This is a genomic window from Mesorhizobium sp. M6A.T.Ce.TU.002.03.1.1, from assembly GCF_003997275.1.
Classification (GTDB): domain Bacteria; phylum Pseudomonadota; class Alphaproteobacteria; order Rhizobiales; family Rhizobiaceae; genus Mesorhizobium; species Mesorhizobium mediterraneum.
In genome coordinates this window covers 36,830-56,070 of sequence record NZ_RZTI01000021.1, presented here as the reverse complement: position 1 = coordinate 56,070, position 19,241 = coordinate 36,830, and the positions used below count along the sequence as shown (strand labels likewise).

General features: G+C 63.1%; 18 protein-coding genes. 10 read left to right on the top strand and 8 right to left on the bottom strand.

Annotated features, from left to right (window positions below; genetic code table 11):
* Positions 1-49: 49 nt before the first annotated feature.
* The gene (locus EOC93_RS09580; RefSeq protein ID WP_127204476.1) at positions 50-502 is read right to left on the bottom strand and encodes an Lrp/AsnC ligand binding domain-containing protein; all 453 of its coding nucleotides are present in this window, start codon (positions 500-502) and stop codon (positions 50-52) included.
* Between the two features lie 163 nt (positions 503-665).
* Between EOC93_RS09580 and putA the strand changes: the two genes are divergently transcribed.
* On the top strand, positions 666-4,277 hold the full coding sequence (putA, locus tag EOC93_RS09575) for a bifunctional proline dehydrogenase/L-glutamate gamma-semialdehyde dehydrogenase PutA (RefSeq protein WP_127204475.1): 3,612 nt from the start codon (positions 666-668) through the stop codon (positions 4,275-4,277).
* Positions 4,278-4,374: 97 nt separating this feature from the next.
* Positions 4,375-5,433, top strand: coding sequence for a glycosyltransferase (locus EOC93_RS09570; RefSeq protein WP_127204474.1), 1,059 nt, complete (start codon positions 4,375-4,377; stop codon positions 5,431-5,433).
* Between the two features lie 21 nt (positions 5,434-5,454).
* Here EOC93_RS09570 and EOC93_RS09565 read toward each other — a convergent pair whose 3' ends face one another.
* The 5 genes from EOC93_RS09565 to EOC93_RS09545 form a co-directional block, all read right to left on the bottom strand.
* Positions 5,455-5,826: a VOC family protein gene (locus EOC93_RS09565; RefSeq protein ID WP_127204473.1), complete on the bottom strand. Its 372-nt coding sequence runs from the start codon at positions 5,824-5,826 to the stop codon at positions 5,455-5,457.
* A gap of 1 nt (position 5,827) precedes the next feature.
* Positions 5,828-6,142 (bottom strand): antibiotic biosynthesis monooxygenase, encoded by a 315-nt coding sequence (locus EOC93_RS09560; protein ID WP_126106172.1) that lies wholly within the window; start codon positions 6,140-6,142, stop codon positions 5,828-5,830.
* A gap of 67 nt (positions 6,143-6,209) precedes the next feature.
* Complete coding sequence (locus tag EOC93_RS09555) at positions 6,210-7,262, bottom strand: TonB family protein (RefSeq protein ID WP_348627595.1); 1,053 nt, start codon at positions 7,260-7,262, stop codon at positions 6,210-6,212.
* A gap of 52 nt (positions 7,263-7,314) precedes the next feature.
* Positions 7,315-7,758: a hypothetical protein gene (locus tag EOC93_RS09550; RefSeq protein ID WP_127204472.1), complete on the bottom strand. Its 444-nt coding sequence runs from the start codon at positions 7,756-7,758 to the stop codon at positions 7,315-7,317.
* A gap of 5 nt (positions 7,759-7,763) precedes the next feature.
* The gene (locus EOC93_RS09545; protein WP_245461421.1) at positions 7,764-9,938 is read right to left on the bottom strand and encodes a TonB-dependent hemoglobin/transferrin/lactoferrin family receptor; all 2,175 of its coding nucleotides are present in this window, start codon (positions 9,936-9,938) and stop codon (positions 7,764-7,766) included.
* Between the two features lie 300 nt (positions 9,939-10,238).
* Between EOC93_RS09545 and hemP the strand changes: the two genes are divergently transcribed.
* From hemP to EOC93_RS09520, 5 genes are read left to right on the top strand one after another with little or no spacing between them, the layout of a single operon-like run.
* A complete protein-coding gene (hemP, locus tag EOC93_RS09540) occupies positions 10,239-10,445 on the top strand; it encodes a hemin uptake protein HemP (RefSeq protein WP_095494491.1) in 207 nt (68 codons plus the stop codon).
* Between the two features lie 11 nt (positions 10,446-10,456).
* Positions 10,457-11,518, top strand: coding sequence for a hemin-degrading factor (locus EOC93_RS09535; RefSeq protein WP_127204470.1), 1,062 nt, complete (start codon positions 10,457-10,459; stop codon positions 11,516-11,518).
* An 11-nt stretch (positions 11,519-11,529) separates the two neighbouring features.
* Positions 11,530-12,438: a hemin ABC transporter substrate-binding protein gene (locus tag EOC93_RS09530; RefSeq protein ID WP_127204469.1), complete on the top strand. Its 909-nt coding sequence runs from the start codon at positions 11,530-11,532 to the stop codon at positions 12,436-12,438.
* 11 nt (positions 12,439-12,449) lie between these two features.
* Positions 12,450-13,550, top strand: a complete 1,101-nt coding sequence (locus EOC93_RS09525; protein WP_127204468.1) for an iron ABC transporter permease — start codon at positions 12,450-12,452, stop codon at positions 13,548-13,550.
* Between the two features lie 10 nt (positions 13,551-13,560).
* Entirely contained in the window at positions 13,561-14,349 is a 789-nt protein-coding gene (locus EOC93_RS09520) for a heme ABC transporter ATP-binding protein (RefSeq protein WP_095486638.1), read from the top strand.
* Positions 14,350-14,530: 181 nt separating this feature from the next.
* Here EOC93_RS09520 and rirA read toward each other — a convergent pair whose 3' ends face one another.
* On the bottom strand, positions 14,531-14,992 hold the full coding sequence (gene rirA / locus EOC93_RS09515) for an iron-responsive transcriptional regulator RirA (protein ID WP_095486744.1): 462 nt from the start codon (positions 14,990-14,992) through the stop codon (positions 14,531-14,533).
* 202 nt (positions 14,993-15,194) lie between these two features.
* Here rirA and EOC93_RS09510 point away from each other — a divergent pair, with 202 nt between their 5' ends.
* The 3 genes from EOC93_RS09510 to EOC93_RS09500 all read left to right on the top strand — a co-directional run bounded on the left by EOC93_RS09510 (position 15,195) and on the right by EOC93_RS09500 (position 17,773).
* A complete protein-coding gene (locus EOC93_RS09510) occupies positions 15,195-16,490 on the top strand; it encodes a DUF445 domain-containing protein (RefSeq protein WP_127204467.1) in 1,296 nt (431 codons plus the stop codon).
* Between the two features lie 96 nt (positions 16,491-16,586).
* Entirely contained in the window at positions 16,587-17,015 is a 429-nt protein-coding gene (locus EOC93_RS09505; protein WP_127204466.1) for a phasin family protein, read from the top strand.
* Positions 17,016-17,275: 260 nt separating this feature from the next.
* Positions 17,276-17,773: a MaoC family dehydratase gene (locus tag EOC93_RS09500; protein WP_095486635.1), complete on the top strand. Its 498-nt coding sequence runs from the start codon at positions 17,276-17,278 to the stop codon at positions 17,771-17,773.
* Between the two features lie 39 nt (positions 17,774-17,812).
* On the opposite strand, the gene EOC93_RS09495 is transcribed toward EOC93_RS09500, so the two are convergent.
* Positions 17,813-19,216: a PLP-dependent aminotransferase family protein gene (locus EOC93_RS09495; protein ID WP_095486634.1), complete on the bottom strand. Its 1,404-nt coding sequence runs from the start codon at positions 19,214-19,216 to the stop codon at positions 17,813-17,815.
* Positions 19,217-19,241: the final 25 nt, after the last annotated feature.

Genomic DNA, 19,241 nt, shown 5'->3' with positions numbered 1-19,241 from the left:
CGCCGCTTTCGGGGGGCGCTGTCCCGCCGACGTTACCGCAACAGCGCGCCTACCGATCCTTCACCGTCTCCATTGCCACGAAGGTCGAGGTCTGGGCGACGTGGGGCAGGGCCGAGATGCGCTCGCCGAGCACGCGACGATAGGCGGCGATGTCGGTAGTGCGGACCTTCAGCAGATAGTCGAAGCTCGACGCCATCATATGGCATTGCTCGATCTCCGGCACCGCCTGCACGGCGCGGTTGAAGGCGTCGAGCGCGGCTGAGCGGGTGTCCGACAGTTTCACCTGGACGAAAGCGACATGGCCTTCGCCCATGCGCTCGCGGTCGATGATCGCCTGGTAGCCCCTGATAAAGCCGTCCTTTTCCAGCCGCTTGACCCGCGCCTGCACCGGCGTCTTCGACAGCCCGACTTTTGCCGCGAGTTCCGACATGGAAAGCCGGCCATTGTTGCCTAGCGCCGACAGGATGTTCCTGTCGATGCGGTCCAATTGGTCTTCTGTCATTGAAATTCTGGTCAAATTGTCGAGGATCTGCCGTTATGATAGATCAATTGGCCTGCACTGTCGATTTCTTTGGACCGACTGCGATCAGGCTTTGTGCTAGCTTTGCGCCATTCGGTCCGGTGACCGCCGGACTGCTCCCTGATGCTCGCTTTACAGGACCGTCATGCCAGCGCTCGATGCCATCCGCCAGCAGATCCGTGCCAATTATTTGCCTGACGAAGACGAGGGCGTGAAGCGGCTGGCCGAGGCGACGGGGCTTTCGGGGAAAGACCGAAAGGCGATCTCGGCCCGCGCCGCCGATCTGGTGCGGGCGGTGCGCGGCTCGTCCGATCCACGGCTGATGGAGGTCTTCCTGTCCGCCTATGGCCTCTCCACCAAGGAGGGCGTAGCGCTGATGTGCCTGGCCGAAGCGCTGCTGCGGGTGCCCGACACCGAGACGATGGACGACCTCATCGCCGACAAGATCGCGCCGCATGACTGGTCGGCGCATTCAGGCGGCTCGAGCTCGATCTTCATCAATGCGTCGACCTGGGCGCTGATGCTGACAGGCCGGGTGCTCGACGAAGGCGAGGGCGGCATCGAAGGCACGCTGCGCGCCATGGTGCGCCGGCTGGGCGAACCGGTCATCCGCAAGGCAGTCGCCGCCGCCATGCGTGAAATGGGCGAGCAGTTCGTGCTTGGACGCACGATTGCCGAGGCCGTCAGGCGCGGCCGGCCGATGACCCAGAAGGGCTATCTCTATTCTTTCGATATGCTGGGCGAGGCGGCTCGAACAGAGGCCGATGCCTTGCGTTATCTCAAGGCCTATGCCGACGCCATCTCCTCGCTCGATGCCGGCGCCAATGGTCCCGACATCCGCCAGAACCACGGCATCTCGGTCAAGCTCTCGGCGCTGCACCCGCGCTATGAAGTGACGCAGAAGGAAAAGATGCTGCCTGTGATGGCCGCGCGGCTTTTGTCGCTGGCGCTGGCGGCGCGTCATTCGCGCATGGGCCTCAACGTCGACGCCGAGGAGGCCGATCGCCTCGACCTGTCGCTCGACGTCATCGAACGGGTGCTGGCCGAGCCGGAGCTTGCCGGCTGGAACGGTTTTGGCGTCGTCGTCCAGGCCTATGGTCCGCGCGCAGCCTTCACCATCGACTGGCTCTATGCGCTGGCGAAGAAATACGATCGCACCATCATGGTGCGGCTGGTCAAGGGCGCCTATTGGGATACCGAGATCAAGCGAGCGCAGACGCTCGGGCTCGACGGCTATCCGGTCTTCACCCGCAAGGCCAACACAGATGTGTCCTACCTGGCCTGCGCGAAAAAGCTGCTGTCGATGACCGACCGCATCTATCCGCAATTCGCCACTCACAACGCCCACACCGTCGCCGCCATCCTGTCGATGGCCGGGGATCGTGACTCCTTCGAGTTCCAGCGCCTGCACGGCATGGGCGAAGCGCTGCACGAGACGGTGCGGCGGGCTGAAGGCACGCGCTGCCGCATCTATGCGCCGGTCGGCGCGCATTCCGACCTGCTTGCCTACCTAGTCCGCCGGCTGCTGGAGAACGGCGCTAACTCCTCCTTCGTCCACCAGCTCACCGACGAGGAGGTCGAGCCGGAGGATATTGCCCGCGACCCGCTCGAAACCGTCGAGAAACAGGGTCCCGCCGCCAATCCGGCGATCGCGCGACCATCGGCGATCTTTGGTGCCAGCCGACGCAATTCGAAGGGATTCGACATCACTGATCCGGTGACCCTGGCCGCGATCGACCAGGCGAAGAGCGAGTTTTCCGGCCCGGACCGCTGGCACGCCAAGCCGATCACGCGGGCCGCCGGCTACGGCAAGCAGCGTCCGGTGGTCAATCCGGCAAAACCCGACGAGGTGGTCGGCACAGTCAGCGAGGCCAGCGCCAAGCAGGTCGCGACCGCCGTGCGCATCGCGGTGGAGGCGCAGCCGGCATGGGCAAGGCGTGCCGTTGCCGAGCGTGCCGCCATCCTCAACCGCGCCGCCGATCTCTATGAAGCCAACGCCGTCGAATTCTTCGCGCTCGCTATCCGCGAAGCGGGCAAATCGCTGGCCGACGGCGTCGCCGAAGTGCGCGAAGCGGTCGATTTCCTGCGCTATTACGCCGCCGAAGCGGCCAATGCCGAACCGGGCACGGAAGCGCGCGGGGTGATCGCCTGCATCTCGCCGTGGAATTTTCCGCTCGCCATCTTCACCGGCCAGATCGCGGCAGCACTCGTCACCGGCAATTCGGTGATCGCCAAGCCGGCCGAGCAGACGCCGCTGATTGCCTTCCGCGCCGTCGAATTGCTGCGCGAAGCCGGTGTGCCGGAGGATGTCATCCAGCTTTTGCCCGGCGATGGTCCCTCGGTCGGTGGCCCGCTGACCGCCGATCCGCGCATTGCCGGCGTCTGCTTCACCGGCTCGACCGAGGTCGCCAAGCTGATCGAAAAGCAGTTGGCCGAGACCGCGCCGCCCGACGCCATGCTGATAGCCGAGACCGGCGGGCTGAACGCGATGATCGTCGATTCCACCGCGCTGCCCGAACAAGCGGTGCGCGACATCCTTGCCTCGGCCTTCCAGAGTGCCGGCCAGCGCTGCTCGGCGCTGCGCGTGCTCTATGTGCAGAAGGACGTCGAGAAGAAGATGCTGGAGATGCTGAAGGGAGCGATGGAAGCGCTCAGTCTCGGCGATCCCTGGCAGATTTCAACCGATGTCGGCCCGGTCATCGACGATGAGGCACAAAAATCAATCCGCGACTATTGCACCAAAATGGGTCTGCAGGGCCGGCTGATCGCCAAGCTCGAAGCGCCGAAGAACGGCCGCTTCGTCGCGCCGCATGTCTTTCGGGTCAAGGGCATCGAGGAGATGGAGCGCGAGGTGTTCGGACCGGTGCTGCATGTCGCCAGCTTCGACGCCGACGACATCGATGCGGTGATCGCCGCGATCAACCGCAAGGGTTATGGCCTGACCTTCGGCCTGCATACCCGCATCGAAGGCCGCGCCCAGCATTTCGTCGACGGCATCCATGCCGGCAATATCTATGTCAACCGCAACCAGATCGGCGCCGTGGTCGGCTCGCAGCCGTTCGGCGGGGAAGGGCTTTCCGGCACCGGCCCGAAGGCCGGCGGGCCGCATTATCTCAGGCGCTTCCGCAAGGGACCGCAGGCGGGCACGCCTGTTCTTGACGGCTGCAAGGTGACGGCGACAGAGCTTGCCGACAATCTGCCAGACCCAGCGCTTGGCGGCTGGTCGACGCGGGCGGACCGCGTTGCCGTGCTGAGGAAGCATCTGCGCGGCAAGGGTGCTGCGGCCATCGGCGCCGCCGCCAGCATCGACTTCGGCCAGGTCGATCTGCCCGGACCGACCGGCGAGGCCAACACGCTGTCGCTGTCGCCGCGTGGCCGTGTGCTCTGCCTGGGACCGGACGCCGACACGCTGCTTGCCCAGGCGATCCAGGCGCTGGCGGCCGGCAATGCCGTGCTCGCCGTCGCACCGGGTGCGCCGGCGGCACTCTCGGCATTGACCGGCAAGGGTCTGCCGCTTGCGGCCATCGACGGCCGTCCGGACCCGGTCGAGGCACGCTCGCTGCGGGTCGACGTCGTCGCCTTTTCGGGCACGCCCGAGGCCACGCGTATCGTGCGGAAAGTCATCGCCGACCGCGCCGGCCCGATCGTGCCGCTGGTCAGCGAAGTGCTCAACCCGGCGGCCTACGCGCATGAACGCGCCGTCTGCGTCGACACCACGGCTGCGGGCGGCAATGCCAGCCTGCTGGCTGCGGCGTAAGATTCCCCAAGGCCCGCTCGCCGCGAAAGTGCCGCGTGTTGACAAGAAGCCACGTCGACTAACAAGTGGGCAACTCGACAGGGGCGAGGCCGAACAGATGCAGCCACCACGGTTTGAGCTTCCGCGTGTCGGCGTGGTCATCACCTGTCACAATTATCGCGACTATGTCGAGGATGCGATCCGCTCGGTCCTGGTGCAGACCTATCAGAAATGGCACTGCGTGATCGTCGACGACGCTTCGACCGACGGCTCGGCCGATCACATCCGCCGGCTGCTCGAAGCGATCGATGACCGGCGCTTCAGCCTGTTGGCGCGTTCGCAAAATGGCGGCCAGCTTGAATCTTTCCGAGATGGTTTTGCCGCGGGCGACGCGCCGTTCGTGGCGTTTCTCGATGCCGACGATATCTGGTTGCCGAATTTTCTCGTGGCGCACCTTGCGGCCCATTTGAATGCGATGCGCCCGGCATCGCTGTCCAGTTCCGATGTCTTTCTGGTCGACCGCGATCGCAGCTTGCTGGCTGGCACCTACATTCAATTGCGAAAGCCGCGTTCCAGTCTGGACGGACCTGGCGTCGGCATCATCCCCGGCAAACAGCTTGGCGCGATGGCGCCGGAGATCGGCTATGTTTCGGACCATCCGATCACGTATTTCAAGCCCGGCGCCTATGGCTGGATGTGGGCGCCGACATCGTCGATGGTCTTTCGGCGCGCCGCGCTGGAACCGGTTCTGGCGTTCCCGTTCAAGGCCAGGATAGGGACCGACTATCTCGCGGCGACATGTGCGCATCTGGCGGCCGGCAGCCTGCTCCTGTCGGAATGTCTCGGCCTCTACCGCCTGCACGGGGCCAACGCATCCACCAACATCGCCTACACCGGCGGCAATGTGCAGCAATCGCTGGCATACCGAGCGCATGAGATGGTCATGGCGAATGATATCGTCGACTATGTCGTGGCCAGTGCAGAGCAGCTCGCCGCCGCCAATGGCCGGGGTTTTGTGCCCGGATTCCTGTCGCAGCACGCCAAGCGGTTTGGCAGCCTCGGCGACGATCCGCGTGTCATGCCATTTCTTGGTCGCCGAAGCCGTTTGCGACGGCTGCGCAAGCGCTTCGCCAAGCGCCTGGTTTGGGCGCTGCGACGATTGTTCGGCAAGGCCTGAGAACCGGCAGGCCCGGAAGCTTCACACTTCTTCGGGCGCGCAGCCGAACCTCAGCAGATTGCCATGCGGGACCCAGACATAGAATTCCTTCATGTTCCACGGGCGAACGGTGAAAGGGCTGAGTTTCTCGACGCCGCGCGCCGAAAATTCGGCATGCAGCGCCGGCACCTCGCCGCCTCTGATGTAGCAGGACGACACTTCCGGCAGCTTGCGGTCGTCGCTCTTCCAGAAGTGAATCTCCATCTCGTTGCGGCGCATGATGAGATAGTCGTCCATCTCGGGCCCGACGATGCCGAAACCGAGCTGGTCGCGGTAGAAATCGCGCGTCGCCTTGATGTCGGGCGAGGGCAGCACGGGAATGCTGCGCGCCGGGTCGGCTGCGGGCAAGGCCATGTCACGCGCCCTCGACGACCGAAAAGCCTTCGAACTGCGGATGGCCGAGATAGTGCACCTTGGTGGTGCCGGTATTGCGGTGCGCCGCGCGGAAATTCTCGGATTTGGTCCAGGCGACGAAATCCTCATGGCTCGCCCATACGGTGTGCGAGGCGAACAGCGTGTAACCTTCGGCCTCGTTGACCGGACCGCGCAGCAGATGAAATTCCTTGAAACCTTTCATCTCCGATAGGCTCGAATCACGGTTCTTCCAGACGTCCTCGAAGGCGTCCTCAGAGCCGTTCTGGACTTTGAAGCGGTTCATGGCGATGTACATTGGCTGTCCTTTCGGATTGCGGATTATGATGCTTGGTGGATTGCCTGCAACGATGAGGCGCAGGCTGTTAAAATGGACCGATCCGCGCTTTAAATACCCAACTTGATTTGCCAGTTTCGGTTGGAATGGGAGGGAACGGCGCTTGCTTGCGCACCAGTGTCAAAGCGAATTGATCAAGCTCCGCAGAACCTGAGCTTTCGGCGAGCTGTATCTCGCTGATGCTGCCGTCGGCCATGACAACGAATACGACCCTGGCATTGTTGCGAGCGCTCGCTTGTATCGATTTCGAAACACGGCGGTTGGCGCGGGCAAGCTTCTTCTGAACTTCACCGCTGTAGCGGGATTCTATCGCATTGCCTGCCACTGCCTGCTTCTTGCCCGTGCTGGAAGTCACCGCGTCGCGTTCCTCGCCATCCGCCGCGCCGCGGGCCTCGTTCGTTTCGCCCGCTCCGCCAAGTCCTGCTGTCGCGCTTGGCCTTGGGGTCGGGATCGGCGGCTGTCCGATATCGGTAGGAGGCGCGTCAGTTCTTTCGGCAGGAGCAGCCGGCTCTGCCGGCGATTCAATCTTTGGAGCCTCGCTCTGTTCGTCCAGGTGCGGGGTATCGGCCATCAGTATGTCTGGGGCGGCGGTGGGTTGTTTGGCGACCTGCGGCAAGGGCGCGGGGGGCTGCGCGGCCATTTCCCTGGCGGGCCGGTCGGCAGGCGGCTCGGGCTTGACCTCAGGTTTGGCCGGCTGCGGGTCGGGCACCAAGGTGACGTTCATCGCGCCCGGGACCTGACCATCCAAGGCGCTGCCGACCACGTTGGCGCCGGTTTGATCGGTGCCTTCCATCTGGATTGCGTCCTTGGAATCGAATGTGCCGGCAGGTGTGATGAGAAAAGCTGCCGCCACCGCGGCATGAAACAGGCAGGAGGCGATGATCGCCGCCGTCCATTTGCGGCTCATGGCTGACGGCCGGGCCGGCGCAAGCGGTTCGGTCGGTGCAATCGCCAGTTCGCCATTGGCGTCGGGGAGGGGACTGATTTCCTGCATGGTTCGCAACGAGACCTGCCGCGACCGGTGCGGACTTGTCAAATCAAGATCGTTGGCATCTAGCGGCCACAGAACGGAGGTGGCCAAAGGCCATGCCACGATGTTCCGTCCGAGTGCGGGCTCCAGTCCCACTGTGGTCTCAGACCCCGAAGGCGATGCCGGTCTTGGTCTCGGTCTTCAGCCTGCGCATGCAAGCGTCCGGCTCGATGCCGGTGCCGGCGCATTCGGTCGCGCTGTTGATCAACACGCGGCTGACCTTGGCGCAGTCGGCGCCGGCAAGATCGAAACGCGTCACCTTGGTCTTGCCCGCCGGCAGGTCCTTGAAATCGAGCACGGTCAGCCGGTCGACGACGCCAGCCTCGTTGAACAGCGCGATCTCGAACGCCGCTTTCGAGAGGTCGGCGCCGAGAGTGTTGTTGACCACGAACGTCAAACGGCAGCCCTTTTCGGAGGCCTGCGCACCATTGAGTTCAAGCGTGAGAGCAGGGACCGGCGCGGACTGTTGCGCCCACGCCGGACCCATCACAAGCGGCATTGCCAGCACCGAGGTCAGCAGGCGAAGCGATGCCGTCAAGCTTGCCATTGTCGTCAGCCTCCAAATCGCATTGTCGCCGCCAGCTTCAGCGTGACGCCGGGCTCGTAAATTACACTCGTGGCCGATGCATTCAACGGATTGGTGTATTTCACGTCGAACAAATTGTCGGCGCGGAAATCGACCTTGAAATTGTCGGTCGCCTGATAGCTTGCGAAGGCATTGACCAGCGTGTAATCCTTGGCCACGGCGTTGCCCTTCGGCTTTCCATTGTACTGAACCTCGCCGCCGACGGTCAGCTTGTCCTCCAGAAAGCGGAAGCCGAGTTGCGCGGTGACTTGGGAAGAGGGGACGGTGACGAGGTCTGCCCGCTCGCCTTCATAGGAGATGGTGTGGCCATCGATGATCGAGGCCGACAGCCCGGCGAAACCCCAACTGGCGTCATAGACGCCTTCCATTTCAAAGCCGCGGATCTTCGCTTTTGCGAAGTTCTGGTACTGGAAGCAGATCGGGATGCCTGGGCCGAATGGGCAGCCGCTGGTCGGGTCGAATGCTGATAGCGTTACACCGTCGATGTAGTCGTCGACGTCGTTGTTGAAGTAGGCCGCCTTGAAACGAAACGCGTCGCCGGCTTCGAGGATATCGTCGTGCTTATAGTTGACACCGAATTCGACGGTCTTGCCGGTTTCAGGCTTCAGATCGGGATTGGGGAGAAACGGAAAGCTGACGCCTGCCGGATGATTGCCACTGATGAGGGTTTCCGACAGTGACGGGGAGCGATATCCCTCCGCATAGGTGCCGTAGAGTTGCAGTCCCGAAAGGCTGGCGGTTTCGAACGGCGAGACGCCGACGGTGATGCGCGGCGACAGCCGGTCGCCGGAGGTTTCGCCGACATCGCTTTCGAGCTTGTAGCTGTCGTAACGCAGCCCGGCGATAACTTCGAGCCAGTCCCATGTGAGCTTGTCCTGGACGTAAGCGCCGGAAACGTTTCGCTTGCCCGAAGGGGTATAGAAACTGGCGCCGCCTGCGGCACCACCCGTCTCGACGTCGTCGCCAATCCAGTCGCCACCGTAGGTCAGCTCGTGCGCAATGCCGGCGGTCTCGAACCGCGAGGTGTTCCAGATGTCGATGCCCGAAGTGCCGATATCGAAGGTCGACATCGAACCCGCCGGCAAGACGATGGGAAGACCGGTGACTGGATCAAACCGGTTTTGCGGGACAAGGCTTGTCATTTCCATGTCGGTCTTGTTGTAGGAGGCGTTGATGTGGAGATCGAGCCAGCTCTTGTCTTCATCGGTGATGTTGTAGCGGCCCGTGAAGGTATTCGCCTCCAGGTCGACATCGTTCACCGATGTGCCGCCGCTGACCTCGTCCCACCCGTCGCTCGTGCCATTCCAGCCCAGCTTCAGTTCGCTGTTTTCAGTGGGGCGGATGGTCGTCTTGAGCAGGCCACTCAAGACGTCGAAGCCGGTGCCATTCACCGTATCGCCGCCGCCATCCTTGTAGTCGTCATAGTCGCGATAGACGATGTTGCCGAGGACATCCCAGTTCTCGTTGAAACGGTAGGCGCCGGCAGCGCTGGTCGTCCAGCCTTCGCCATTGCTCTCATAGCGCCCGGTCGCAGACGCCGCCCATGTCTCGCCGTCGCGAAGATAGTCGTTCGCGTCCTTGGTTTCGAACAAGACGACGCCACCAATGGCGCCCGAGCCGTAGGTGTTGGCGACCGGGCCGCGGATGACGTCGACAGATTTGATGAGCTCCGGGTCGATATAGAAGGTCGATTGCGTGCCATGATCGGAGCGCTGGAAATTCTGCCGCGCACCGTCGACGATCACCGCGACGCGGCCGAAATCCTGTAAACCACGGATATTGATGCTGGAACTGACGCGCCTTGCATCTGCCTGGACAGTTATTCCAGGCACACCCAACAGCATTTCGTTTGGCGTCGTCGCCATGCGGCGTTCCAATTGCTCCTGATCGACATGACTGACCGAAGCCAGGGAATCGATCGCCGTCTCGCCGGTGCGGCTGATGACCAGGATCTGGTCGAGCAGCGTTGCGCCTGCCGGGGCCAGCGCAGCCTCTTCAGGCGTCTGCGCTTGATCGGGCTGCTGCTGATCTGTTGCCGGTTGGGCGGCCTGTTGAGCATTGGCTGACTGAGCATTGGCCGGCGGGGTGAGCAGAGCGACGGCCGCAGCACCCGCCAGCAATGCGGCGATTCCCGTTGCCATAGACCGGCCTTTTGCCATCGATCGATGCGCCAGGCCTCGATGCGCCGGACCTGGGCTGCTATTCGCCAGCCCCAGCCGTCCCCAATTCGCCAACCCCATGCCCCAACTCCAAAATACCTGGTTCGATGCTGGCTGGCTTGAAGCTTGCTGGCATTTTTCGTCGTGTCCGGCGTCTTAAATCTTGACTCACTTAGTCCGGTATTGCACTGACTAATAAACATGATTATTCAAGTCAAGAAATGAATCGGCATCTACGCAACGCCTAGCCAGACGCCCGGCACAGGAAAGGGATCGAACCAGATGAACACGCACAATCCCAATGACTTTCGCTATCGCGTCCGCCGTTCCGACGACAATTCGGCTCGTTTCGATCGGGTTCCGTTGACCGTGAGAACCCTGTCCAGCAACACGCTGTTCCAGGGCGAGCACGAGATCGGCATCGAGCATCACGGAGCGCTCTACCGGCTGAAGATCACCCGCCAGGGCAAGCTCATCCTCAACAAGTAGGTAGTTAAGACATGGACCAGCGCGTAAAACCCGCCCCGCACGAGATCCGGCGGGCGCGGGCAGACAATCCGAAAGCGCGCGAGCGCGATCTGGCCGCCCAGCTTGGCATTTCGGAGGCCGAGCTGGTCGCCGCGCATTGCGGCGACGGCGTCGTCCGCGTCGAGCCGCGCGTCAACGATCTTCTGACCGGCCTCGAAGCCGTCGGCGAGGTCATGGCGCTGACGCGTAACGAAAGCGCCGTTCACGAGAAGATCGGCGTCTACGACAAAGTCGTCACCGGCAACCACAATGCCATGGTGCTTGGCGAGAACGTCGATCTGCGCATCTTCCCGAAAGTCTGGGCGCACGGCTTTGCCGTCGAAAAGCGCGACGGTGGCGATATCAGGCGCAGCCTGCAGTTCTTCGATGCGGCGGGCGAGGCGGTGCACAAGGTGCATCTGCGGCCCGCGTCCAACCTCTATGCCTATCAGAAGCTAGTGGCCGAGCTCGAATCGCCAAACCAGGAGGCGACGGTCGCAATTTCAGACGGCGGATTTGCCGACGAGACCGAGCCTTCCGAGGCTTCCGCTGATGTCGACGATCTGCGCGACCGCTGGAGCCGGCTGACCGACGTGCATCAGTTCTTTGGCATGCTGAAGACGCTGAAGCTCGATCGCCGCCAGGCGATGCGCATGGTCGGCCAGGACTACGCCTGGCTGCTCGACAACGATGCCGTCAGCGCGATGTTCCATCATGCCGCCGAGGGCGAGATGCCGATCATGTGCTTTGTCGGCAATCGCGGCTGCATCCAGATCCATTCGGGCCCGATCATGTCGATCAAGCCGATGGGACCGTGGATCAACGTGCTGGACGAGACCTTCCACCTGCATCTGCGGACCGACCACATCCATGAGGTCTGGGCCGTGCGCAAACCGACCAAGGATGGCCACGTCACGTCTCTCGAAGCCTATGGCGCCGACGGCAAGATGATCATCCAGTTCTTCGGTAAGCGCCATGAAGGCGAAAGCGAGCGCGAGGACTGGCGGTTCCTGGCAGAGAACCTGCCGCACATTCCAAGCCCGACCGCAGCCTGAGGACAACGACAATGGCTCCTTTGCTTAAACGGGCGCGTGTTTTCAGAACGACGCTCGGGGTCGCGATCGGCCTTGCCCTGGCCTTTGCCGCATTGCTGCCTGCCCGTGCCGCCGAGGGCACGGAGGTCTTCGCCGACCCGTCGAAGATAGCGGCTATCGGCGGTTCGATCACCGAGATCGTCTTTGCGCTCGGCGAGCAGGATCGGCTGGTCGCCCGCGATTCGACCAGCCGTTATCCCGAGGCGGCGCTCAAGCTGCCTGACGTCGGTTACATGCGCCAGCTGTCGCCGGAAGGTGTCCTATCGGTCAACCCGTCAGGCATCCTGGCGCTGCACGGCAGCGGGCCGAAGCAAGCCGTCGACGTGCTGAAGAAAACGAGCATCCCGTTCATCGAGGTGCCCGAGCGCTACGACCATGAAGGCATTCTCGAAAAGATCCATATCGTCGGCAAGGCGCTTGGCGTGGACGCCAAGGCCGATGCGCTGGCAGCCGAGATCGATGCCAAGCTGAAGGCCGCCGAAAAGCAGACCGCTTCGATCAAGGAGCGCAAGCGCGTCCTGTTCGTGCTGTCGATGCAGGGCGGCAAGATACTCGCATCCGGCAGCGAGACTGCCGCCGACGGCATCATCAAGCTTTCGGGCGGTGTCAACGCGGTTGACGGCTATTCCGGCTACAAGCAATTGTCCGACGAGGCGCTGGTCACCGCAAAGCCGGACGTGATCCTGATGATGAACAATGCCGGTCCCGCCGCATCGGATGACGAATTGTTCGCGAACCCGGCCATTTTGTCGACACCTGCGGGTGCTGCGCGCAAGGTGATCCGCATGGATGGCGGCTATCTGCTCGGCTTCGGGCCGCGCACGGCCGACGTCATCCACGACCTTGCCGCCTCGCTTTATGGCGGGCAGGCCGCGGACTGAGCGGGCTTCCAATGGTGGATCAATCGATCGCTGGTGCGGGCACCATGGCGACAGCATCCGACGGCGACCGTTCGGGGCGGGCGCGCATCGTCATTCTGCTTTTGTGCCTGGGACTTGCCGTTGCCGTCCTGCTGTCGCTGACATCAGGCGCATCCGATGCCTCGGCCGTCAGCGTCGTTGGCGACTGGCTGTTGGGCGCAGCACCCGGCAATGAGGCGCTGAGCGCCCGCGACCGCCTGATTGTCTATGACATCCGCCTGCCGCGCGTCATCCTCGGTGTGCTGATCGGCGCCGCGCTTGCCGTCTCCGGAGCGGTCATGCAAGGGCTATTCCGCAACCCGCTGGCAGATCCCGGTCTCATCGGGGTTTCGGCCGGGTCGAGCCTCGGCGCGGTGGCTGTCATCGTGCTTGGCGCCACGGTGCTGGCGCCGATAACTTCGGTGCTGGGCACGCTCGCTCTGCCGCTTGCCGCGTTCTGCGGCGGGCTGGCGACGACATTGGTGCTCTATCAGGTCGCCACCCGGCAAGGCCAAACCTCGGTTGCCACCATGCTGCTTGCCGGCATCGCGCTGGCTGCCCTTGCCATGGCGCTGACCGGCATCCTGATCTTCATGGCCGACGACCGGCAGTTGCGCGACCTGACCTTCTGGCAGCTCGGCTCGCTCGCCGGCGCGACCTGGCAAAAAATCGGCTCAGTCGGGCCGATCATCGTGCTGGCGTTGGCGGCGATGCCGTTCCTGGCGCGCGGCCTCAACGCGCTGGCACTGGGCGAAGCCACCGCCGGCCATCTCGGCATCCCGGTGCAGCGGCTGAAATACACTGCAATCATCGGCGTTTCGGCGGCGGTCGGGGCATCTGTCGCGGTCAGCGGCGGCATCGGCTTTGTCGGCATCGTGGTGCCGCATCTGTTGCGCTTGGCTATCGGCCCGGACAACCGTTATTTGCTGCCGGCGTCGGCCCTGCTTGGCGCTTGCCTGCTGCTTCTGGCCGATGCCATCGCCCGCACCATCGTTGCGCCGGCCGAGCTGCCGATCGGCATCGTCACCGCGATCGCGGGCGCTCCGTTCTTCCTCTGGATCCTGCTGCGCAAGCGTGGGGTCATCGACCTGTGAGAGGGTTTTTATGATCGATGCGCGGGATGTCTCGGTGGCGATCGGCGGCAAGCGTATCGTCGCCAATGTCGATTTCGACATGCGGCCCGGCGAAATCGCGGCCATCGTCGGCCCCAATGGTTCGGGCAAGACGACCTTCCTGAGGGCGCTGTCCGGCGATCTTGCCTATTCGGGAGAGGTCACCATCAACGGCCGCGACCTCTCGGTGATGAAACCGGTCGAGGCCGCGACGATGCGCGCCGTCCTGCCGCAGGCGACGACGTTGTCCTTTCCCTTCACGGTGCGCGAGATCGTCAGGCTCGGCCTGCTCGGCGGGCGCTCGGGCGCGCTTCCCGGTGAGGACGAGCGCCTGCCCGAACGGGCGCTGGCGCGGGTCGACCTCGACGGCTTTGCCGGCCGTTTCTACCAGGAGCTTTCGGGCGGCGAGCAGCAGCGCGTGCAGTTGGCCCGCGTGCTCTGCCAGGTCTGGGCGCCGGTCCTCGACGGCAAACCGCGCTATCTCTTCCTCGACGAGCCGGTTTCCAGCCTCGATATCAAGCACCAATTGATCATCATGAACATCGCCCGCGACTTCGCCAGACGGGGCGGCGGCGTGGTCGCCATCCTGCACGACCTCAATTTGACGGCCATGTATGCCGACCGGATTTTCGTCATGCATCGCGGCAGGCTAGCCGCCACTGGCTCACCGCAGGACGTGCTGAGCGACGATCTGATCGAAAAAGTGTTCGATTGCCGGCTGAGGGTAGGCGTGCTGCCGGCCGGAGACATGCCGTTCGTATTGCCGCAGTCGGTCTGTTGATATTCAGGTGATGCCGGCCTGCAAATGGCGATTTCCTGCGCTTCCGTACTCACGTACCCAAACGTACGCTCCGTTCCGGTTCTCGGAACCCACCTGTTTGGTCGCTTCGCGCCCGTCTTCGACTCCGGCTCGGCCTGACCTGAATCTCAACAGACCTAGCCAAACCGCGATGCGACCAGGATCAGGCGGCCGGCGCCCTTTGCACCAGCATGTCGATGCCGAGCAGGTGTCGCACATTCGGACGCGCCGCCACCATGTCGGCGATCGTGTAGCGCTCAAGCACGGCGAAGAAGGCGTTGAGCGCCTCGCGAAGCGCCGAATTCAGCGCGCAACTGTCGACCAGCGGACATTCGGCGGCATCGTTCTCGAAGCATTCGGCCATGGCGAAGCTCTCTTCGGTCACGCGCACGACGTCGAACAGCGTGATGGATTCGGCCTCGCGGCCGAGCCTGACGCCGCCGTTCCTGCCGCGCACCGTCTCGACCAGACCATGCTCGACCAAAGGCTGCAGGATCTTGAAGAGAAAAAGTTCAGACACCGAATAGGCGGCCGCGATCTCTGGGATGCGGCTCAGCCGATCGGTGTTCGCGGCGCAATACATCAGGATGCGCATGGCGTAATTGGTCTGGCGTGTCAGCCGCATTTTGTCCTCACGAAGCATTAGCTCAAGCCTAATATGGCCTATACCTTGGAATAATTCCAGACAAGCATCGCATAATAGGTGAATTTTTTTGTCAAGTTTGTGTGCAGGGTCGTGCAAAACATCACCCCGATTAATCTGGGGCGCATTCGGGCGGGCGGATTACTAAATTAAGTCCGCGAGATCGACCAGGAGTAGTTCATCCATGTCACAATCAGCACCGACTTTGGCATCCGCCCGGTTCGATGCCGACGCGGACGCCAAGCTTTCGGCGCTTCGGCGCACCAAGTTCGTCGCCACCGCGGCGCTCGCGCTCTGCGTCCTCATCTTTGCGGTGGCCAAGTCCTTCGAGGGCCACTATCCGTGGCTGGGGTTCGTCGCCGCTTTCGCCGAGGCGGCGACGATTGGCGGGCTGGCCGACTGGTATGCGGTGGTAGCGCTGTTCAGGCGGCCGCTCGGCCTGCCGATCCCGCACACCGCCATCATTCCGGAGAACCAGAACCGCATCGCCGACAATCTCGGCCGCTTCATCGAGGTCAATTTCCTGGCGCCCGAGCCGGTGCGCGAAAAGCTTGCCGAGGTCGACTTTTCCGCGCTCGTCGCCGACTGGCTGGCCGACCCCAACCGCGCCGCCGATCTATCGCATTTCGTCGGCCGGCTGGTGCCGCAGACGCTGGCGGCCGTCAAGCAATCGGGCCTGCGCGGCTTCGTCACCAGCCGCATGCTGGAGCAGATCGAAAAGGTGCCGCTGGCGCCGCTCGCCGCCGAGTTGCTGTCGGCCCTGACCGACGACCGCCGCCACCAAAGGCTGTTCGACGAATTCACCAAGGTCGTCGGCCGCTTTTTGAGCGACGAGCAGGCGCTGGCGAGCATGCGGGAGAAGATCCGCGAGGAACTGCCGTCGCTGTTCAACCTTTTTCGCGCCGACGCCTATCTGCTGAAGAAGATCGTCGCCTCCGCCGGTTCGCTGCTCGACGAGGTGAGGGCCGATCCCGAACACCCGATGCGCGCCGAATTCGACCGTTTTGTCCTGACCTTCGTCGAGCGGCTGAGGACATCCAAGCAATACGCCAAGCGCGCCGAGAAACTGAAGCGCGATTTCCTCGCCAGGCCGGAGCTGAAGGCGCTGGCCGGCGACATGTGGGAAAGCCTCAGCCTGTTCATCGAGCAGGACGCCAAGGCGTCGAATTCGATGATTCGCGCCCATCTCGCCAATATGTTCGTCGAAGTCGGCCGCCATCTTGCCGGCGACGCGCAGATCAGAGCCGACATGAACCAGGGGTTCGTCGTGGCGCTGTCTTCCTTCGTCGAAAGCCAGAAGAGCGGCGTCTCGAAATTCATCGCCGATCAGGTCAAGCGCTGGGACCTTGCCCAGCTCACCAGGCTGATCGAGATGAACATCGGCAGGGACCTGCAATATATCCGCTTCAACGGCATGGTCATCGGCGGCCTTGCCGGCGTCGCGCTTTATACGGTGGAACGGCTGTTCCTCGTCGGCTGAACCGCGATGTGTTGCGCCTTCGAATGGACCGCGAAGCGCCAGTGCCCTATTCTTCTCCTCAGGCGCTGCATTCGCAACAAGAGGGGAGAAACCACCATGGCAAAGCAACCGGATCCCGGCTCTTTCATGGACATGTTCGGCAGGTTCGGCCGCGACCTGAAGCTGCCGAACGTAGACGTCGAGGCGATCCTCAACCATCATCGCAAGAACCTCGAGGCACTGGAAAAATCAGCCAGGGCAAGTGCCGCCGGCGCGTCGTCGCTATTCTCCCGACAACGCGAGATGCTGCAGGACACTCTGCACGAAATCGCCGACATGGCGCAGAGCTACAGAGCGCCGGGCGATCCTCGGGAGTTGATGGCCAAGCAAGCGGCGTTCGCCAGGAAATCCTTCGAGACCGCATTGAAGAATGCCGGCGAAGTGGCCGAACTGGCAAGGAAATCCGGCACCGAATCGGTCGAGATCCTGCGCGACCGCATCAAGGAGGCGATGGAGAAAATCCGCACCGCCTACGACAAGAAGTAGGCTATTCCCAAGCCAAAGCAGACGGACTTTTCTCCCGCCTATCCGGCTCCTGAAAGTCGTATTGTTGATTCTCGGCCTCGGCGAGGCACAAAGTTTCTCTTGGCCCGGATAGCCTGTTTTGCGGCGCTGGACACAGGCGTTGACGCGATCCGACCGAGGATGCCGCAGCGGAACGCGCGGAGCGAATTGACAGAGGCGGCCGGTTCGTGGTCGGGAGGCAGGACAAGTGATCGGGAAAGCAGGCGATCGGGAAAGCAGGAATGACGCAAACACGGCCGAGGACGCCGCCGACCTACGAGCAGCTCAGGATGATGACCGGGCAGGAGCTCGGTGTGTCGGACTGGACGACGGTCGACCAGAGCCGCATCGACCAGTTCGCCGAATGCACGGGCGACCGCCAATGGATCCATGTCGATCCAGAGCGGGCGAAGCGGCAAAGCCCGTTCCGCACCACCATCGCGCACGGCTATCTGACGCTGTCGATCATCGGCGCGCTGGCGCTGGACATGGGCATCGTGCCCGAAAACACGCAAGCCGCCTTCAACTATGGCTTCGACAAGGTGCGGTTCCTGGCGCCGGTCAGGGCCGGCGCGCGCATCAGACTGCGCATCACGCTTTTGTCCGTGGAGGACAAGGGCCCCGGCCAGTATCTGATGAAGGCCGCCAACATCGTCGAGATCGAAGGTGAGCAGAAGCCGGCGCTGACGGCCGAAACGCTCGTCATGCTTTACGAGCGGCGCAAGCGGGGCAGGGCCTGAGGCGAAGCGCCAAGGCCTGCATTTCCGTGATAGCGAAAATCAACGCGACATCGCCTCCTCGAGTGTCCTGAAAATTCTCTCGTCTGCCGACTGCGCGACGTTGAAGCGCAGGAAACGGCTGGCAGTTTGAGACAGGCTGAACGCATTGCCGGGCGCCAGCACGATATTGGCCGACAAGGCGCGGCGGGCCATTTCAGCTGCATCCACGCCTTCCGCTAGGCTGCACCACAAGAACATGCCGGCCGGCTGGTCGATCCACGGCGTGATGCCGATCGCCTTCAGCCGCGTGCTTGTCTCAGCCATGGCGCGTGAAAGCCGCGTGCGCAACAAATCCACGTGCTTGCGATAGAGACCGTCCTTCAGCAGCGTCAGCACCAGTTCGGAGGCAAGCCTGCCGCTGCCAAAGGACGTGGCGATCTTGAGGTCGGTCAACCCATCCATCCAGTCGCGTGGAGCCGCGATGAAGCCGCAGCGCACCGACGCCGAAAGCGTTTTTGAGAAGCTGCCGATATGGACGACGCGACCAAGCCCGTCGAACGCCGCCAGTCTGGGCGCGGGGGTGTGTTCGAAGTCGGCAAAGATATCGTCTTCGATGATCGTCAGATCCGATTGGTCGGCGAGCTTGAGCAATCGATGGGCGACGACCGGCGACAGAATTGCACCCGTCGGATTGTGAAGTGCGGAATTGGTGATGTAGAGACGCGGCTGGTGCTCCGTCAGCGCCTGCGCGAACAGCTCGATATCCGGTCCCGACGGCGTATAGGGAACGCCGACCACCTTGGCCCGGTGAGCGCGCAACAGGGCATGGAAGTTGAAATAGCAGGGGTCGTCCACCAGCACCGTGTCGCCCGGCTCGAGCAGGAACCGGCAGAGGAGGTCGATCGCCTGGGTTCCCGATTCCGTCAGCATGATCTGGTCGGGAGACGCCTCGATGCCGTGCCCTGCCATGCGCCGTGCGAGCAGATGACGCAGCGGCGGCAGCCCGAGAGGCGTGCCGTAATCCGTCAGCGTGACATCATCACCTCGTGCCAATGTCCGCAATGCCCGGCGCAATCCAGCCTCCGGCATCCACGATGCAGGCAGCCAGCCGCAGCCGGGTTTGAGCACACCGTCGCCGGCTTCCAGCGACTGGCGCGAAACCCAGAGCGGATCGACGGCACGGTCAAGCCTGGGGCCGATCTCGGCCAGCGATAAGGGAGCCAGCGGTCCGGCGGCATAGAAACCCGAACCTGGACGCGAGCGGATGATGCCTTCCGCCGCAAGACGCTCATAGGCTTCGACCACGGTGGATTTGGAAACCTGCACGGTTTTCGCGAAAGCCCGGATCGAAGGCAATCGTGTTCCCGGTGTCAGGCTGCGCGCGGCGATCCTCTGCCTGATCGTCGCCATGACGCTTTCGACAAGCGTCCCGCTGCCCCCACTTGCCGTCGTCTGCTCATCCATCCGTACTGCTCAACCTACCATGACA